General features: G+C 39.7%; 18 protein-coding genes. 6 read left to right on the top strand and 12 right to left on the bottom strand.

The window, feature by feature from the left end; all coding sequences use genetic code 11:
* Positions 1-49: 49 nt before the first annotated feature.
* The gene (locus PESP_RS09975) at positions 50-1,381 is read right to left on the bottom strand and encodes a GH1 family beta-glucosidase (RefSeq protein ID WP_089347896.1); all 1,332 of its coding nucleotides are present in this window, start codon (positions 1,379-1,381) and stop codon (positions 50-52) included.
* 258 nt (positions 1,382-1,639) lie between these two features.
* Here PESP_RS09975 and PESP_RS09970 point away from each other — a divergent pair, with 258 nt between their 5' ends.
* Positions 1,640-2,914: a sugar MFS transporter gene (locus PESP_RS09970; RefSeq protein ID WP_089347895.1), complete on the top strand. Its 1,275-nt coding sequence runs from the start codon at positions 1,640-1,642 to the stop codon at positions 2,912-2,914.
* On the top strand, positions 2,914-5,466 hold the full coding sequence (locus PESP_RS09965; RefSeq protein ID WP_089347894.1) for a glycoside hydrolase family 3 protein: 2,553 nt from the start codon (positions 2,914-2,916) through the stop codon (positions 5,464-5,466). Before PESP_RS09970 ends, PESP_RS09965 begins: the two co-directional genes overlap by 1 nt.
* A 50-nt stretch (positions 5,467-5,516) precedes the next feature.
* Here PESP_RS09965 and PESP_RS09960 read toward each other — a convergent pair whose 3' ends face one another.
* Both PESP_RS09960 and PESP_RS09955 read right to left on the bottom strand, forming a co-directional pair.
* Positions 5,517-6,497 carry a GGDEF domain-containing protein gene (locus PESP_RS09960; RefSeq protein WP_245852057.1) on the bottom strand — a complete coding sequence of 327 codons (981 nt, stop codon included), beginning with the start codon at positions 6,495-6,497 and terminating at the stop codon, positions 5,517-5,519.
* A 328-nt stretch (positions 6,498-6,825) separates the two neighbouring features.
* Entirely contained in the window at positions 6,826-7,719 is an 894-nt protein-coding gene (locus PESP_RS09955; RefSeq protein WP_089347892.1) for a TIGR01777 family oxidoreductase, read from the bottom strand.
* 170 nt (positions 7,720-7,889) lie between these two features.
* Between PESP_RS09955 and PESP_RS09950 the strand changes: the two genes are divergently transcribed.
* Positions 7,890-8,921, top strand: a complete 1,032-nt coding sequence (locus PESP_RS09950) for an AI-2E family transporter (protein ID WP_089347891.1) — start codon at positions 7,890-7,892, stop codon at positions 8,919-8,921.
* A 56-nt stretch (positions 8,922-8,977) separates the two neighbouring features.
* Here the strand turns inward: PESP_RS09950 and PESP_RS09945 are convergent, their stop codons facing one another.
* From PESP_RS09945 to PESP_RS09925, 5 genes are all read right to left on the bottom strand, one after another.
* Positions 8,978-9,382, bottom strand: a complete 405-nt coding sequence (locus PESP_RS09945; protein ID WP_089347890.1) for a hypothetical protein — start codon at positions 9,380-9,382, stop codon at positions 8,978-8,980.
* On the bottom strand, positions 9,369-10,706 hold the full coding sequence (locus PESP_RS09940; protein ID WP_089347889.1) for an ATP-binding protein: 1,338 nt from the start codon (positions 10,704-10,706) through the stop codon (positions 9,369-9,371). The genes PESP_RS09945 and PESP_RS09940 overlap by 14 nt, the downstream gene beginning before the upstream one ends.
* On the bottom strand, positions 10,700-11,374 hold the full coding sequence (locus tag PESP_RS09935) for a response regulator transcription factor (protein WP_089347888.1): 675 nt from the start codon (positions 11,372-11,374) through the stop codon (positions 10,700-10,702). The genes PESP_RS09940 and PESP_RS09935 overlap by 7 nt, the downstream gene beginning before the upstream one ends.
* Positions 11,375-11,377: 3 nt before the next feature.
* A complete protein-coding gene (locus tag PESP_RS09930) occupies positions 11,378-11,638 on the bottom strand; it encodes a PepSY domain-containing protein (protein ID WP_089347887.1) in 261 nt (86 codons plus the stop codon).
* 153 nt (positions 11,639-11,791) lie between these two features.
* The gene (locus tag PESP_RS09925) at positions 11,792-12,094 is read right to left on the bottom strand and encodes a YciI family protein (protein WP_089349142.1); all 303 of its coding nucleotides are present in this window, start codon (positions 12,092-12,094) and stop codon (positions 11,792-11,794) included.
* 186 nt (positions 12,095-12,280) lie between these two features.
* Between PESP_RS09925 and PESP_RS09920 the strand changes: the two genes are divergently transcribed.
* On the top strand, positions 12,281-13,705 hold the full coding sequence (locus PESP_RS09920; RefSeq protein WP_089347886.1) for a sodium-dependent transporter: 1,425 nt from the start codon (positions 12,281-12,283) through the stop codon (positions 13,703-13,705).
* 69 nt (positions 13,706-13,774) lie between these two features.
* Here the strand turns inward: PESP_RS09920 and PESP_RS09915 are convergent, their stop codons facing one another.
* Together PESP_RS09915 and PESP_RS09910 are read right to left on the bottom strand one after the other, a co-directional pair.
* Positions 13,775-14,416 (bottom strand): CPBP family intramembrane glutamic endopeptidase, encoded by a 642-nt coding sequence (locus tag PESP_RS09915; protein ID WP_089349141.1) that lies wholly within the window; start codon positions 14,414-14,416, stop codon positions 13,775-13,777.
* A 67-nt stretch (positions 14,417-14,483) separates the two neighbouring features.
* Complete coding sequence (locus PESP_RS09910) at positions 14,484-15,059, bottom strand: inner membrane-spanning protein YciB (RefSeq protein ID WP_089347885.1); 576 nt, start codon at positions 15,057-15,059, stop codon at positions 14,484-14,486.
* Between the two features lie 170 nt (positions 15,060-15,229).
* On the opposite strand from PESP_RS09910, the gene PESP_RS09905 reads away from it, so the two are divergent.
* Together PESP_RS09905 and PESP_RS09900 are read left to right on the top strand one after the other, a co-directional pair.
* A complete protein-coding gene (locus tag PESP_RS09905; protein ID WP_089347884.1) occupies positions 15,230-15,499 on the top strand; it encodes an HU family DNA-binding protein in 270 nt (89 codons plus the stop codon).
* 344 nt (positions 15,500-15,843) lie between these two features.
* On the top strand, positions 15,844-16,422 hold the full coding sequence (locus PESP_RS09900) for a type 1 glutamine amidotransferase domain-containing protein (RefSeq protein ID WP_089347883.1): 579 nt from the start codon (positions 15,844-15,846) through the stop codon (positions 16,420-16,422).
* Between the two features lie 74 nt (positions 16,423-16,496).
* Here the strand turns inward: PESP_RS09900 and trpA are convergent, their stop codons facing one another.
* Both trpA and trpB read right to left on the bottom strand, forming a co-directional pair.
* Positions 16,497-17,318 (bottom strand): tryptophan synthase subunit alpha, encoded by an 822-nt coding sequence (trpA, locus tag PESP_RS09895; protein ID WP_089347882.1) that lies wholly within the window; start codon positions 17,316-17,318, stop codon positions 16,497-16,499.
* Complete coding sequence (gene trpB / locus PESP_RS09890) at positions 17,315-18,499, bottom strand: tryptophan synthase subunit beta (RefSeq protein ID WP_089349140.1); 1,185 nt, start codon at positions 18,497-18,499, stop codon at positions 17,315-17,317. Before trpB ends, trpA begins: the two co-directional genes overlap by 4 nt.
* Positions 18,500-18,504: the final 5 nt, after the last annotated feature.

Here is an 18,504-nt window from a genome sequence, read left to right as displayed (position 1 = left end):
TCGCTTTTTAATTTTTTATTTATGCGATTAATCGAATAGATTTCATTGGTTACTTACGGCTTTGTATTAAGTTTTTATAAGCTTGGCCACTGGCTTTTATAGTACGTTGCTGAGTTTTATAATCAACGTAAACAATGCCAAAGCGTTTTAAATAGCCTTCTGCCCATTCAAAATTATCCATTAAGCTCCAAGCAAAGTAACCAATAATATTAACACCTTGCTCTGAGGCATTATGCACCGCATTTAAGTGGCTGTTGTAATAGTTTAATCGGTCTAAATCGTTTACTTCGCCATTGTTAATGGTGTCGGGCATTGCTGCGCCATTTTCAGTAATGTAAATAGGCGGCAAAGTATAAGTTTTATTGAGAGTTATTAGTAAATCGGTAAACGATTGTGGGTAAATTTCCCAGCCCATGTCGGTTAACGGGCCTTGTGGCGCAAGTGGCTCGTATATATCACTCGGATGGGCTTTATATACTTGGCGGGTATAAAAGTTAATACCTAAGTAATCAATAGACTGTGAAATAATTTCCATATCACCAGGGTGTATGTCTGGTTTATGGCTTTGTGGTAGCTGCTCAATAATGCCAGGGTATTGACCGTCCATTATTGGTTTCATGTACCATTGATTTAAATAATCATCGGCATAACTTGCAGCGTCAATGTCCTCTTGTGATTGGGTCAATGGATAGCAAGGTGTAAAATTAAGGACAATGCCATTTTGTGTATCCGGAGAAGTTTGCTTTAGCACATCCATTGCTAAACCATGGGCAAGTAATAAATGGTGCGCCGATTTTTTACCGTACTGTTTACCGACTAACCCTGGGGCATGTATACCCACCTCGTAACCTAAAAATGCACTGCAAAATGGCTCGTTAAGCGTTGCATATGAAAACACACGATTACCAAATGCTGATGTAATAAGCTTTACATACTGTGCAAACGCGTATGCTGTTTTACGATTTAACCAGCCACCATCGTCTTCTAGGTGCTGTGGTAAATCCCAATGGTAAAGAGTAACAAAGGCTTTAATATTGCGTTTGTTAAGCTCATCAAGAATATCAGTATAAAACTTTACGCCCACAGGGTTGAGCTCACCCGATAAGGTAATAACACGCGGCCAAGAAATAGAAAGTCTATACGCATCAACACCTAACGAGTCTATTAATTCAATGTCGTTTTGCCACTGGTTGTAATGATCGCAAGCAACATGACCGTTTGAACTATCGGCTATTTTATTTGGGGTATCGCAAAAGGTGTCCCAAATGCAGGGGAGGCGATGTTCAAACCCGCCTTCAATTTGAAATGATGCCGTAGCCACACCATAAACAAAGTTTTTTGTTAATAGAGGTGAATGAGATGGTAACGATAATTTTGTCATTAGTAACAAACCTTTTTAAACCTTAAATGCATAAATAGCCACTGTATTTACTGCGATGAAGCTGTAGCGCGGGTTTATAAAAAAATAAAACTTGTTGAAATATGTTACATGTTCGTATTTAATTACACGTGAAAGCGCTTACATTTTTAGATTAGTGTTAATTGATACGAAGGTCAACTCTTTAATACTGCTGTGTTACTGGGCAATTATTAATAACGATTTTTGTATTAATTTATAATAATAAATTGCGGAGAGCACATGGCAAGTTCAGCACCATTGACGACACACACACAGTCGCAAAGCTACCAAGATAAAAACTATGGTTTTGCATTAACGTCTTTAACTACATTATTTTTTATGTGGGGGTTTATAACCTGCTTAAATGATATTTTAATACCGCACTTAAAAGCAGTATTTAACCTTACTTATGTGCAAGCCATGCTTGTGCAATTTTGCTTTTTTGGCGCTTACTTTTTAATGTCTTTGCCTAGTGGCTATATTGTTAAAAAGCTTGGTTATAAAAAAGGAATAGTGGTTGGGCTGCTCATTGCAGCATTAGGCTGCATACTTTTTTACCCCGCAGCCGCTATGCACAATTATCCGGTGTTTTTGTTTGCTTTGTTTGTGTTAGCAAGCGGAATAACATTGCTGCAGGTCTCTGCTAACCCATATGTTAGTTTATTGGGCGCGCCTAAAACAGCGTCTTCTCGCCTTACCTTAACGCAAGCATTTAATGCGCTAGGCACGACGGTTGCCCCTACATTTGGTGCATTTTTGATTCTTGACTCTGCCTCTGAGGCGTTTTTAACACCGGCGCAAAATGCAGAGTCGGTACAACTTCCTTATTTACTTTTAGCAGGCATGCTTATTTTACTAGCCGGTATTTTTGCATGGCTTAAATTACCAGACATAATGAGTGAGCAAAAAGAAGCCGCACAAAAGTCAGATACAATTGAGGGCAGTGCATGGCAATACCGCCACTTAACACTCGGTGCTGTGGGTATATTTATGTATGTAGGTGCAGAGGTAGCTATTGGCAGCTTTTTAGTCAGCTTTTTAGCACAAGAAAATATAGCCGGTTTAAAAGAGCATGTTGCCGCTCATTACATCACTTATTATTTTGGTGGTGCTATGGTAGGGCGCTTTATTGGTGCTGCTGTAATGCAAAAATTACCCGCTGGTAAAGTACTTGGCTTTAACGCAAGCATGGCTATTATTTTAGTGGTTATTGCTATGAGTACGTCGGGTCAGTTAGCTATGTGGTCAATTTTATTGGTTGGTTTATTCAATTCTATTATGTTCCCCACTATTTTTAGTTTAGCGTTAAATGGACTTGGTAAGCATACCGCGCAGGGCTCTGGCATTTTGTGCTTGGCGATTGTAGGCGGGGCAATAGTGCCACTTTTACAAGGGGCGCTTGCTGATAATGTGGGTGTTCAACTTTCGTATATTTTACCTATTTTATGTTACATATTTATCGTGTTTTATGGTTTAAGCGGAAGCAAACCAGTTCAAGCTCAGGAGACTCTATAATGAAAACCCCTTTTACACTTAACAAAATAGCACTTGCCACTTTAATTGCATCACTAGGTAGTCTATCGGCTTGTTCAAATGAAGCGACAACAACCCCTGAAACTAATAATGCGTTATCTAAAACAGAGCAAATTTGGCCAAAACTTAATATTGCCGTAAAACAAGACCCAGCAATTGAAGCCAAAATTGCGGATTATTTAAAAACGATGACACTTGAGCAAAAAGTAGCGCAAATGATTCAACCAGAAATTCGTGATATTACCGTTGAAGACATGCGCAAATATGGCTTTGGTTCATACCTTAACGGTGGTGGTGCATTTCCTAATGGCGACAAACACGCAACACCTATGGATTGGGTTGCACTGGCAGAGAGTTTTTACCAAGCCTCTGTAGATGACTCGCTTGATGGCACTAACATTCCGACAATGTGGGGCACTGATGCGGTACATGGTCATAATAATGTAATTGGCGCGACCTTATTTCCACATAACATTGGTTTAGGCGCGGCTAATAATCCTGAATTAATAGAGCAAATTGCATCTATTACCGCGGTAGAAGTAATGGCAACAGGTATTGACTGGGTATTTGCTCCTACTGTTGCTGTTGTTCGCGATGATCGCTGGGGAAGAACGTACGAAGGATACTCTGAAGACCCTCAAATAGTACGTGATTACTCTGCTGCCATTGTAAATGGTTTACAAGGCAAAGCTGATGGCGACTTTTTAAGTGATAAGCGCGTTATTAGTACCGTTAAGCACTTTTTAGGTGATGGCGGAACGGTAGATGGCGATGACCAAGGTAATAATATCGACAGCGAACAAGATTTGTTTGATATACACGCCCAAGGTTACGTTGGTGGGTTATCGGCAGGTAGTCAATCGGTAATGGCGTCTTTTAATAGCTGGAACGGCGTTAAAAACCACGGTAATAAATACTTATTAACGGACGTACTAAAAACACGTATGGGTTTTGATGGGTTTGTTGTTGGTGACTGGAATGGCCATGGCCAAATTGAAGGCTGTACAAACGAAAGCTGCGCGCAAGCGGTTAATGCAGGGCTTGATATTTTTATGGTACCAACCGGTGCTTGGAAGCCTTTGTACGAGAACACAATTGCGCAAGTTAAGTCTGGTGAAATCAGCATGTCGCGTATTGATGATGCGGTAGCAAGAATTTTACGCGTTAAATTACGTGCCGGCTTATTTGATAAGCCAAGCCCAGCTAAGCGTCAGTTTTCGGGTAAAACAGAGCTAATTGGTGCACAGCAACACCGCGATGTTGCGCGTCAAGCGGTTCGTGAGTCACTGGTATTACTTAAAAATAAAAACAACATATTACCACTTTCAGCAAATCAAACCGTACTTGTTGCGGGCGATGGCGCCGATAACATAGGCAAGCAGTCGGGCGGGTGGAGTATAACATGGCAGGGTACAAATAATAAAAATGCTGATTTCCCTGGGGCAACATCAATTTACAAAGGGCTTGAAGATCAAATCTCAGCCGCAGGTGGTAAAGCCATATTAAGTGCTGATGGTTCGTTTGAGCAACGTCCAGATGTAGCCATTGTTGTATTTGGCGAAGAGCCATACGCAGAAGGCCATGGCGATAGGGATAACCTAGAGTTTGAACGCGGTAATAAAAAATCTTTAGCACTTTTAACGTCATTAAAAGCACAAGGCATACCGGTTGTGTCGGTATTTATATCGGGTCGCCCTATGTGGGTTAATAGCGAGCTAAATGCATCTGATGCGTTTGTAGCGGCTTGGTTGCCAGGTACAGAAGGCGCAGGTATTGCTGATGTTATTTTAAAAGCTAAAGATGGCACTATTCAACATAACTTTAGCGGTAAGCTTTCTTTTTCGTGGCCAAAAACTGCAGTACAAGCCACCGTTAATAAAGGTGATGACGATTACAGCCCATTATTACCGTACGGCTTTGGCTTAACTTATGGCGATAAAAATGTATTGGCCGATGATTTAGACGAAGACTCTAAATTAGATAATTCAGCGCTTACCAATATGGATATTTTAGTGGGTGCCCCTGTGGCCCCTTGGCGTTTATTACTTAAGTCGGGCGACGAGCTGTTAGATGTATCAAGTAGTACGCATCAGCTTGGTGCACTTAAATACCGTACAGAAGATAAAACAGTACAAGAAGATGCCCGCCAATTTAACTTTAGCGGTAAGCAGCCAGCCAGTGCCGAAATAGTAACAAGTTTTGCAGAAGACACCATTACTTACCTAGAAGCCAATGGCGTAATTAGCTTTGATATTAAACTTAATGAGCCACTAACAGACGATATAAAGCTTGCCATGACCTGCTCAGGTGAGTGTGGTGGAGCGATTGCGCTGACAGAAATGGTTAATAAATCAATTGAAAACACATGGCAGTCGGTATCGGTAGATTTACGTTGTTATGCTGATAAAGGGGTCGATTTTGCAAGCCTCACCAGCCCATTTAGCTTACATGCAAATGTTAAAGCTTCTGTATCGGTTGCAAATATTCAGTTTGTGCCAAATAAAGCGGATGATGCAACGCTTAAGTGTGACTAGTTTTAAAAGTTTAGTGTGTATGTCAAAGCCCTTCTATTGAAGGGCTTTTTTTATATGGATACAGTTTGCTTATGCACAAACGGGTTTAACTCTGAGTTATAAATAACTTTATCTCTGCCGGTTTTTTTGGCTACGTATAAGTGCTTATCGGCAATATTTAACAATGATTTAAATGAAGCGGTATTAGCATTGCTACAGGCAACACCTGCGCTTACTCTTAAATAAATTGCATTGCCATAATAGTTAAATGGATATTGCTTAATATTTTTTCTAAGCTTCTCGGCGGCTAATTGCGCGTCGTTTAAGCTACTGTGGTTGAGCAAAATTGCAAACTCTTCACCGCCTACACGCGCTGTGATCGCGGTTTTTGAAAATAATTCTTTTAAGTGCTGCGAAACCCATTTTAGCGCTTCGTCGCCTGCATCATGCCCGAACTCATCATTTACCCGCTTAAAAAAATCTATATCAAGCATAATAACGGCTAAAGATTGCTCGCTATTATTTTTATTAAATAAATTATTAGCTATGGAGTAAAAGCCGCGGCTGTTTAGCAATTGTGTGAGTGGGTCGTGGTTAGCGAGCGTACTTAAGTTATGCTCGGCATTAGCAGAAACTAAAAATGGTAATATTAATGCAGCAGTGGTGGCTAAAATTAAGTGTATGGCTAAAATTATTTGTAATTGTGGCTCAGTAGTTATATTCATTTCAACGATGAAGGGAGCTATGATTAAACCACTTTGAAACAGCATAATTAAAGCATGAACGCTTAAGCAGGTTATAAGCAGGCGCTGCTGAAATTTAGCAACAAAGCAGGTTTTATTCACAATTACTGATGCATATAAAAATGCGCCAGCGACACTGATACTTGTAATAAATTTTCCGAGCATTGAATGGTAAGTAGCAAGTAATAGCCCTGCAATTACAGTAAAAACGAAGACGCTTTTTTTTAGTTTTAATTGTGTTTGCGTATTAAGGCAATTTAATCCCCATGCTAATAAAAGCGGGCAGCTAATAATAAATATATCAGCCACGTAGTGCGTTATTATGGGTAAGCTAACAACAAGGCGTAAACTGGCTAGTACAATCGCTACTGTGAAAGAAAAACACGAAAGCCCAAAGTATAAAAAACTGGTTTGTCTTCTATATTTGTACACCGAAACAAAATACAGCCCGATTATCAGGTTCAAAATAAAAGAAAGGCTTATAACGGTGGGCAAGTGCAGCATAGGGAAGGGTACTTTTATTATTAAATGACTATTTTAAACTTTGGCTAAATACTAAGGCTTGTATTAATTATAACAAGCTAGCTTAAAGTAGTAGTTTTATAACCGTTTTTAGGTGTATCTATGCTGAATACACCTATTTAATCAAGCTGCTGAGGGCTGAATCAATATCAGTAAAGTGAAACCGGTAGTTATGATCCAGCGCCACTTTAGGGATCACATATTGGCCTGTAATAAGCAAATCAGACATTTCACCCATTAACACTTTTAATACGCCCGCAGGCATTGTGAGTGCTGCAGGGCGAGAAAGGGCACTTGCTAAGCTTTTACTAAATACTTTATTACTTACAGGAGCTGGCGCAGTTGCATTAACGGGCCCAGACACCTCTTTATGTTTAATAATAAATAAAATAAGCTGAATCATGTCATCAATATGTATCCACGACATACCTTGCTTACCATCGCCAATCGGGCCGCCTAAAAAAAACTTAAACGCAGGTAGCATTTTGCTTAGTGCACCGCCTTGTTTGCTTAACACAATACCCGTGCGTAATAAGCAAACTCGGGTTTTATCACTTTGTGCTTTAAGCGCAGCGTGCTCCCAATCTTTGCATAGTTGATGGCTAAACTCATCATGTACTTTATGGGTGGTTTCATCAACAGGCGTATCGCCTTGCCTGCCGTAGTATCCAATAGCACTGCCAGATATAAACGTGGTGGGAGGTGTAGCACACTTTACAATGGCATCACTAATATGTTCAGTGAGCTTTATGCGAGAGTCTCTAATAATTTGCTTTTGTGATTGGGTCCAGCGTTTATTAACGATTGGTTCGCCGGCGAGGTTAATAACAACATCAATATTGTTAAAATCAATATCTACCACGGCGGTAACAACATCAATATTATGGCCTAATAGCACATGTGCTTTAGTTTTGTTGCGGCTAAGTACGGTTACTTTGTGATGATGTAATAAAAAAGGGGTTAAGTGTTTGCCAATTAACCCAGTGGCACCTGTAAAAAATATATGCATAGTAACCTTACCAAATATAAGTACACGAAGTGTTTAAAATGTATACTATTTAAAATCTGTTATTGCAAATTATTACGTGATTTTAAAAACAACGATCACTTTGTAAATATTTCATTTAATTAGTTTTTGCCTTACACTAAGGCGAATTTTAAAACAAAAGGATTGAAGCGTTGGCAAGTTTAACTGGCGTAAATAAAAGCTTAATCATTTTTGCAGCTCTAGTGGTTGTGTTAGCCGGCATTAAAGCCGCGAGCGTGATAATAATCCCGTTTATTTTGGCAGCTTTTATAGCCATAGTATGCAACCCGTTAATCAGTTTTTTTGGTCGCTACCGCATCCCCAAAGGGATTGCTGTTGTACTTGTGGTGCTTATTATTGTTGGCCTTGGGGTAAGCCTAGGTGGGCTTGTGGGGCAATCAGTTAACGACTTTTCACAACAACTTCCTGAATATAAAGCAAAGCTTCAAGAAGAGTTTGTATGGCTGGTGGATTTAGCCTCGCAATACAATATTTTAATCGATAGAGATCAAATTCTATCAATGTTTGATCCTGGTAAAATGGTTGATGTAGCCACTAATATGCTCACTGGCTTAGGTGGGGTTATGGCAAATATGTTTCTGATTATTTTAACAGTTGTATTTATGTTATTTGAAGGCCCCACGCTTAGCAAAAAAATTCATATGGCGTTGGCCGACCCTGATCGCAAAATGGAGCAAATTGACCGGTTTTTGGTTTCTATTAACTCTTACTTAGCTATTAAAACCTTAGTTAGTTTAGGCACGGGGATAATTGCTGCCTTTTACTTATGGATTTTAGATGTTGATTACTTTGTACTTTGGGGCGTGCTTGCCTTTATGTTTAATTACATTCCTAATATCGGCTCTATCATTGCAGCTGTGCCTGCCGTGCTATTAGCACTTATTACACAAGGACCATTAACAGCGGGGCTTGTAGGGGCCGGTTATTTAACAATTAACACTGTAATGGGTAATATTGTAGAGCCAAAATTTATGGGCAAAGGGCTAGGGCTTTCTACCTTGGTGGTATTTTTGTCGTTAATATTTTGGGGCTGGCTGCTCGGCACTGTGGGTATGTTGCTGTCGGTTCCGCTAACGATGATTGTAAAAATTGCGCTTGAGGCAAGTGACGAAGGACGCTGGGTAGCGACGTTGCTTGGCACAGGGGAAAATATTAAAAATTAATACACACAAAAAAGCGATTAATGAAACTCATTAATCGCTTTATAAATTTCACCTATTTAAATAGGTGTTTTTAATACGTTAGTAAATTGCTCAATAAGGTCTAACTCACACAGTTTATAGTCAATTGCGGCTTTGCTTGCATTGGGCAGTTTTAATATATATCGCCATTGGCAGCTCGCCTCTATGTATTTTTCGTGGTTGCTAACGCTTCTTAAAAATAATGATAGTACTTGAGTATTACCGCTTTGCTCTTCTAACTTTGTTAGCTCGTACTTACGCTTTTGAATCCATGTACCCTGAGTATACTTTGCTTGATTTATTTTCGTATCCAAGCACTGTGTATAAAGCTTAGTTTGGCTTGGCGTTGCATTGTGCTCAAGTTGGCACCCTTGCTGAGCATACACATGCCCTGAGAAGGTTATAAAGCTAACAAGCGCAACCGAAATACTACTTTTTGTCATTGTAATCAAACTCTAAAATAAATTGTGCACCGCCTAACGTATCAGACTTATTAATAGTTAAATTACCGTTATACGATTTAACTAAGTCAGATACGATAGCCATTCCGACACCGTGCCCGCTTTCGTATGTATCAAGGCGCGTTCCTCGGGTTAATAAAGACTCGCGTTTATCCTCTGGTACACCAGGGCCGTCGTCACTTATACCAATGCACAGTGTTTTGCTTTGGATTACTTGTACTTCTACTTGCGAGCGACATGCTTTACAGGCGTTATCAATTAAGTTACCCAATAATTCCATTAAGTCGGTTTGGTCCCCTAAAAAGTAATCTTTATCGGTTACTGTGCAATTAAATATAATGTCTTTATCGCGGTACACTTTAGACATGGCACTTAAAATAGAATCAACCACAGGCTTAACTGGGGTTTGTTTTTTCCATGTGTCAGATGCACCCGTTGCAGCGCGTTTTAACTGATGTTCGATCATCACATTAATTCTATCAAGTTGCTCTTGTGCATCGGCATCGTTTGCAAGCGGGCTTGATTTTAAAACGGCAAGTGGTGTTTTAAGTGCATGTGCTAAATCGCTTAAAGAGGCTCTGTAACGCTCTTTTTGTCGTTGTTGCGACTCAAGTAATAAATTTAGGTCAGACTTAATTGTTTGTAACTCAACAGGGTAAAGGCCTTTAATCTCTTGAATATCGCCCGATTCAATCGCTTTTATTTCTTTATCTAGGCGTTGCAGCGGTCTGCCACTCCAAATAAAGCCAATCGCCATTAAGGCTGCAATCGCAATACCCATAATAAACATCCAGTCTACTAAGGTTTGCTTAAAGCCATCCATAAGGCGCAAGAGCGCATCGTTTCGTTTTAATAAAATAAAACGGGCCTGCTCTGACTGATCAATATTATTTAAAATAACCGTTAAGCTAAGTTGCCAGTACACCGCATTATTGTAAACAACGCGTCTAAAATCAGCAGCACCGGCTTTAGGCTCAATATACTCAGGTTTAAAGTTTACATTTACTGCTGACTCTGAATGCCACACAGGCACATCATCACGGTAAATCATTGCGTAAGTATCTGAGTTAAGGTTATTTAATTCTGGCGTTAAAATAGTGCTGGGCATAATGATGCCGCGCTCAGTAAAGTCGACTTCAGAAATGAGGGAGTATAAGTGGGCTTCTAAGTTTTTTTCGGTGGTTTCCACAAGCGAAGCATAATAGGCTTTACCAATGGAATAAAATAAAATGGGCAGTGCCACTATTAAAACAAAGACAAGGATAAATCCTTGCCTTATTTTAAGCGATATTTGTGCTGCTACCACTGGCTTTTAAGCCTGTAACCACGCCCACGTAGTGTCTCTACTGGGTTTAATGTGCCTTCAGGGTCTAATTTTTTGCGTAAGCGCAGTACAAATACTTCGATTACGTTAGAATCAAGATCGAAATCTTGGTCGTAAATATGTTCAGTAAGTTCTGACTTAGAAATTACTTTTTGCGGGTTAACCATTAAGTATTCAAGTACTTTGTACTCATATGCTGTAAGGCTAAGTTCTTTATCATCAACCCATACTTGTTGTGAACGAGTATGAATTTTAATTGGACCTGCAGTCATTTCTGGGTTTGCTTTACCCGCACTACGACGAATAAGCGCGTTACAACGTGCAATTAATTCTTCAACATGAAATGGCTTAGTTAAGTAATCATCAGCACCTGCATCAAGGCCTTCAACTTTATCTTGCCAACGGTCGCGTGCTGTTAAAATTAAAATAGGGATTGTTACGCCTTGTGCACGTGCTTTGTTAATAAGCTCAATACCATCAATTTTTGGTAAACCTAAATCAACAACCGCCATATCTAGCGGGTATTCTGTAATGTGGAAAAGGCCTGCTTCACCATCGTGGCATAAATCTACACTGTAACGCTCTTTTTCTAAGGCATTACGTAGGTTATCTGCTAAGTGTAAATCATCTTCTATAACTAAAATTCGCATTTGTTAATCCTTTTTCACTTCGCCGGTTTTTTTATTTATATGTAAATCAACGACGTGGCCGTCAGATTTGAGTATACGTACAGTATAAAATTTTGCTTGTTCTGTAATTTTTAAGGTTTTACCGTCTGTTTCTTCTTTTGCAAGTATTACGGCTTTCTTTTTACTGATCTCAGTTTTTACTGCTTTATGAGCAGTTGCACTTGCGTGTACGGCGCCACTGACGCTAATACAAGCAATTAAACCAAGGGTTAATAATACACGCATGACGGGAACTCCTAGATCAAACCCAGCTATTCTAATTAACTAAGCTACTAAAACTCAAGTAAAAACGTTTAATATGAGCTTTACGTCCGCTAGCTTAATTAATTTGCCGTGAACCAACCCTGAATTAATTAACGTTTTAATTCAGGGTGTTCGTTACGCTGGTAATACTTTTTTATAGGGCTTAACAACTGAATTAGCATACACACCTGCCGCAACATATGGGTCGGCTGCTGCCCACTCACGTGCTTTTTCTAATGACTCAAATTCAGCAATAACTAATGAACCGGTAAAACCAGCATCTTGAGGGTCTTCACTATCGATTGCAGGAAGCGGGCCCGCAACAAATAAACGGTTTTGAGAGTCTAGTTCGCTTAAACGCGCTAAATGGGCAGGGCGGGCTTCTTTTCTAAGCGATAAACTGTTTTCAACGTCGGTTGAATAAATCATGTACAACATAGTAATTCTCAAAAAAATGTTAACTTTAATAACGCAAATACTAGCACAACGTTGATCGTTGGTGAACAAATTACCTTTAAAGCTAGGTTTACAGTATTTAATTTTTTTTAGCGTGTAATTGCTTGAAAAGCGCGGCATAACACTGGTAGAGTCGCTGGAATAACTAAAAAATAACAAGGTTAATACATGAGCAATAATAGAGAGCACTTTAGCTCCCGTCTTGGCTTTATACTCGCTGCAGCAGGCTCGGCAGTAGGTATTGGCAACTTAGTAGGTTTTCCTGTTTCTGCAACTAAAAACGGTGGTGGTGCTTTTTTACTCGTCTACGCCTTGTTTGTTGCTTTTATTTGTTTACCAGTAATGATGGCCGAAATGGCAATGGGGCGTAACGCTCAAAAAGATCCCCTTGGTTCATACAAAGCATTAGCTAATAACGATAAAAAATGGAAGTTTGCTGGGTTCTTAGCGGTTTTAACGCCATTTATGATTGCTGTATTTTACATGGTAATTACTGTGTGGATTTTTGGCTATTTAAGCCAAACCGCAGTTGGTAACCTTGATATATTGGCCGATCCCAGCCACTTTGGCAGTTTTATTAACAGCTACACTGTGTTTGGTTATATGGCAGTAGTGGTTATTATTGTTAACCTTATTTTGCTCGGTGGGGTTAAGCAAGGCATTGAAAAAGCGGCTAAATTTTTAATGCCTGCGCTGTTTGTAATGCTATTAGCACTTGTTGCTTACGTACTTACCCTTGATAACGCAATGGCCGGTGTTAAGTATTATGTAATTCCTGATTTTTCTAAAATGAGTGCAAGCGTACTTAATGGTGCATTAAGCCAAGCGTTTTTCTCACTTTCGTTAGGTATGGGTATATTAATGACCTACGCGTCTTATATTTCTAAAAAAGACGACATAGTAGGTAGTGCTAAAATGGTTGCCATTACCGACTCGTTAGTGGCATTTGTAGCGGGTTTAATGGTGTTACCCGCCATATTTAGCTTTGATCCAAATACAGACCCAGCCGCGCTTTCTGACTCATCTGTTTCAATGATATTTGTATACTTGCCAAAAATACTATTAGCCCTACAAAACGACATTGGTTACTTTGGCGCATCAGCCGTTGCGTTCTCGTTCTTTTTATTAGTATTTTTTGCAGCAATTACTTCACTGGTTTCCATTGTAGAAGTACCTACTGCAACGTTAAGCGATCGTAAGGGCATAAGCCGTAAAAAAGCACTTGGCATTTTAACCTTAGCAACAGGTGTATTAACTATATTATGTACAATGTCGTTTGGTATGGTAGATAGCTTAACTTCGTTTACCAGTTACGGTGGTGGAAATAAGAGCTTTTTTGATATTGTTTATGATGTATTTTACGACACAATTTTACCGCTAAATGGCTTAATGGTGTGTTTGTTTGTAATGTACCGCTGGAAAAAAGCACGTTTAACACAAGAGCTAAGCCAAGGCTCGCCTAAATACGCTGGCAGCTTTATGGAAAAATACGTTAACTTTTCGCTTTCAACGTTTATCCCTATTATTCTACTGGTGATATTTATTAATACGGTTGCCACAAAGTTTTTTGCTTTAAAGCTATTTGGCTTTTAGTAAAAATGAGCATACCAAAAGCCGCGTTTATACGCGGCTTTTTTGTTTTTAATTGGCAGCCAAATATTGTTAGCTTAAAGCGCCTGAGTCTAACGAGCTGCCAATACCTAAAGTGAACATCCATAACCCCCATAAACTATGCTCAATAACGCACACTATGGTTGAGCGGCTTTGCGCATAAGTAAACGAAAATAACAACCCGCCTAAAAATGCTAATCCTACGGCTACCCAATTTGCATACACTACATGCGCAAGCGCAAACACCGTGGCGCTAACCACAATACGAAGATTTTTTCTGGGCATAATGCGTTTATAACGATGAAAAAAGTAGGTTCTAAATATTAGTTCTTGCGGCAATACCGAAAGTAACGGGTATAAAAAAATGAGTAATAGCCAGTCGTTAAAAGAGTTTCGGGGTAGGCTAAACCAATTCTCTTGGTGAATAATGCCGTAAAAAACGCCGGAAAACAGGGCGCCTAAAAAAAAGAAACTAAAAAGCCTGCGTCTAACTGCCGAAAACTGCCCAAGGGTTGTGAGTCTAAAGCGCTTAAAGTGAGGGTCGCTAAGTAGCAACATACAGCACACACTCATTAAAACTATTAGTGCGGGTATTAGCCAATTAGCTAAATAACTACGAAGGGAAAAGCCTATTATAGGCAATAATACAAATATAAGGGTAAATTCAAACCAGCGATATTGATTGGCGTTCAAGGGCGTCTCTGATTGCGTTTTTTTACAAACTAACAAGCAAAGACGACACTTTTATGACGAGAAGGACTTACTTAGCAGGTTCTTCTTCATCTGGTAGGTATTTGTATAAAGCAATAATGGTGGCAAAAATACTCACAAACGTAATGCCCATTAAGCCAAACACTTTAAAGTTAACCCAAAAATCGAGCGAAAAATTATAAGCAATGTAAATATTGAGCACTGCAATACCAGCCGTTATAGCAACCCACATTAAGTTAAGTTTGTTCCATAGCGGCTCTGGCACGGAAATTTCTTGTTTTGAATCGTTCGCGTTTTCGAGTATTGAACTTAATCCTTTTTTTACTAGGTTTTTATTTAGCGCGTAGCGGCTGATAAGAAGCGTTAAACTTAAACCTGCGTAAATAAGGGTGGCTTTCCACTTAATATATTGCTCGTCGTGTAATACCAACGTAAGCGTACCAAATACAGCGGCAATGCCAAAAAACAGCCATTGGCGGGTAGGGACGGTACCATGCTTATAGTAGCTATACGCAACTTGAATAAGCGTAGTGACCATTAAAAGGCCTGTGGCCCAGTAAATATCTACTAATTTAAATACCGCAAAAAATAATATGAGCGGAATGTATTCAATAAATGCGTGCATATACTACCTAAATTATACAAAAAGAAGTCAACAAGGTTTTACCACTATTTATAGGCTACATCAAGGTTGACTTGTTGCCCTGTAAGCCTTAGCCTGCGTGGCTTTATTTATTCATCATCATATTCTTACGCTTAACCAACCCTGAGTAAGCGTGCATTTAGGAGCCTAACATGAACAAAGCCCAACTTATTGCCCAAATAGCCAAAAGCAGTGAACTTACAAAAAAAGACAGCCAAGCTGCCATAACAAGCTTACAAAAAGTAATTACTAAATCGCTCTCGGAAGGCGACCAAGTGCAAATAAATGGTTTTGGTACCTTTGCATTAAGTTACTACCCAGCACGTACAGGACGTAATCCGCAAACCGGTGAGGCCATTGAAATAGAAGGCGCTAATAAAGCGGTATTTAAACCTGCTAAAGCATTAAAAGATCTTCTTTAAATAAGTTTACTTAGTTCCTTTTGGTGCTATTAAAATAAAAATTTTGGGCTTTGCCCATCACACCAATAAGTAGTACGCCTACAAGAATAAACATAATGCCAAGCATAAGTTGTAGGCGCTGGACTTGTTCATGCGAAAAGCGAAGCTTCAGTATTTTAATTATCGAGTATTAAAGCTGTGTTGTATCTGGTTTGTGTAGATTATTCATAACCTCTAAATGATTTACATGCCTTTAGTCATGTTAATTATAAATATTTATATTTATCAATGATTTAAGGTTGGCATTTCTTATGCTTTTATAAACGTGATTCGAACACTTTATAAAATGTTATAAGGAGATCTAAATGACTACATTACAAACCAGCACACGTTTACAAGGCAAAAAAATTGCAATTTTAGCTACAGATGGCTTTGAACAAAGTGAACTGTTATCTCCACGAGATGCTTTATTAAACGCAGGTGCCGATATTGAAATAGTATCTATTAAAGAAGGTCAGATCACCGGTTGGGACGAAGACAAATGGGGCGACAAAGTAAGCGTGGATAAGCTTGTAACTAATGCAAGTGCCAGCGATTACGATGCACTTATGTTGCCTGGCGGTTTATTTAACCCAGATTCTCTTCGTCAAGATAAACACGCAAAGGCCTTTATAGATGGATTTTTTGGGGCCGAAAAAAATAAACCTGTAGCGGCTATTTGCCACGCGCCTTGGCTACTTGCCGAGATAAATAAATTACGCGATCGCACTGTCACTTCATTCCCAAGTATTAAAAGTGATTTAATTAACGCTGGCGCAAATTGGGTAGATGAAGAAGTTAGTGTTGATCAAGGCTTAGTAACAAGTAGAAGCCCCGCAGATTTAGAAGCATTTAACGCTAAATTTATTGAAGAAATTTTAGAAGGTAAGCACCAAGCTCACTAAGCTTTATAAGTTCGATTATTAAAATAAAAAAGGGCATTTAAAATGCCCTTTTTTAATGCGTAAATTTATACGTTTTATAATGCGGTTGCCGCTTTCATTTCACTTACAAACGCTTTTAACTGAGCGGTCATTGCGTCTAAATCATTAAGATTAGCCTCAATAATTTTAACGACGGCTGAGCCTGAAATTGCACCGGCGGCACCTGCATTTAGCGCTGCTTTTACATCATCGGGTGTTGAAATACCAAAGCCCAATAAAGCAGGGGCTGCATGGTATTCTTTTAATTTAGTAACAATGTTGCCCGCTGGCATTTGTGCTTTAGTATCGGTACCGGTAACACCTGCACGCGATAGTAAATACGTGTAACCACGCCCGTAAGACGCACATTGGCGCAGTGTATCGTCATCAGCATTAGGTGTAGCAATAAATATTGGGTCTACACCGTTTGCCATAGCGGCTTTTCTAAACATTTTAGACTCATGCAGTGGCACATCAGCAACTAAAATTGAATCTACGCCCGCCGCTTTTGCATCTTTATAAAATGCCTCAAGGCCGCGCTTAAACACAAGGTTAGAGTACAGTAACAAACCAATAGGAATATCTGCATTGTAATCGCGTATTTCTTTAATAATATCAAAGCAATCTTGGGTGTTAATATTTACATCAAGCGCGCGAATATTAGCAGCTTGAATAACTGGGCCATCGGCGATTGGATCTGAAAACGGAATACCAAGCTCTAGTGCATCAGCGCCACCGTCAATTAGGCTTTTAATAATGGCAATACTTTGCTCTTTACCAGGGTCACCAATAGTAACAAAGGGTACAAATGCACCTTGTTTTTGCTCATTAAGTGCAGCAAATGTTTTACCGTAACGATCTGTATTTAACTGGCTCATAGTTGACCTCCTTGTGATAAAACAGTGTGTACGTGCGTTAAATCTTTGTCGCCACGGCCACTTAAGTTAACCACTAAAATGCTTTCTTCTGTTTGCTCTTCTGCGTATTTAAGTGCATAAGCAAGGGCATGGCTTGATTCAAGAGCTGGAATAATACCTTCATTTTTAGCCAGCGCTTGGAACGCATCAAGTGCTTCTGTATCGGTAATACCAACATATTGTGCACGACCTGATTCGTGTAAAAACGCGTGCTGTGGGCCAACTGCTGGGTAATCAAGACCAGCAGATACCGAGTATGACTCTTCGATTTGACCATCGTCGTTTTGCATAATGTAAGTATACGTACCATGTAAAATGCCTTTGGTGCCTTTACATATGGTAGCGCCGTGCTCGTGGGTATCTAACCCTTTACCAGCAGGCTCCACACCAATGAGTTTTACACTTGGCTCGTCGATAAAGTCTGTAAACATACCAATAGCGTTAGAGCCACCGCCAACACACGCAAGTACCGCATCGGGTAAGCGGCCTTCAGCTTTTAGTATTTGCTGTTTAGCTTCTTCACCAATAATTTTTTGATACTCTCGTACAATTGTTGGGAATGGGTGAGGCCCCGCAGCGGTACCAAGTAAGTAATGCGCCTCTTGATAATTTGCAGACCAGTCACGTAGTGCTTCGTTTACCGCATCTTTTAATGTGCCAGAGCCCGCGGTTACCGGAATAACCTCTGCGCCCATTAATTTCATTCTAAATACGTTTGGCTGTTGGCGCTCAACATCTTTAGCACCCATATAAATTCGGCATTTTAAGCCAAGTAATGCACACGCAAGAGCTGTTGCAACGCCGTGTTGGCCTGCGCCCGTTTCTGCAATAACTTCTTTTTTACCCATACGCTTAGTTAGCAACGCTTGACCAAGTACTTGGTTGGTTTTGTGCGCGCCACCGTGTAATAAATCTTCGCGTTTTAGGTAAAGCTTAACTTTAGGGTTTTTAATTAAGTTACGCGTTAAAGTAAGTGGCGTAGGGCGTCCTGCATACTCGTTGAGTAACTTGGTAAACTCTTCCTGAAACTCAGGATCTTTTTGTGCTTTGTTAAATTCGTTTTCTAACTGCTTAAGCGCAGGGACAAGTAGCTCAGGTACAAACATACCGCCAAACTCGCCAAAATAAGCTGGATTTTGCATTTTAA

This window comes from Pseudoalteromonas espejiana DSM 9414 (assembly GCF_002221525.1).
Classification (GTDB): domain Bacteria; phylum Pseudomonadota; class Gammaproteobacteria; order Enterobacterales; family Alteromonadaceae; genus Pseudoalteromonas; species Pseudoalteromonas espejiana.
This window is presented reverse-complemented; position numbering and strand designations above follow the sequence as displayed.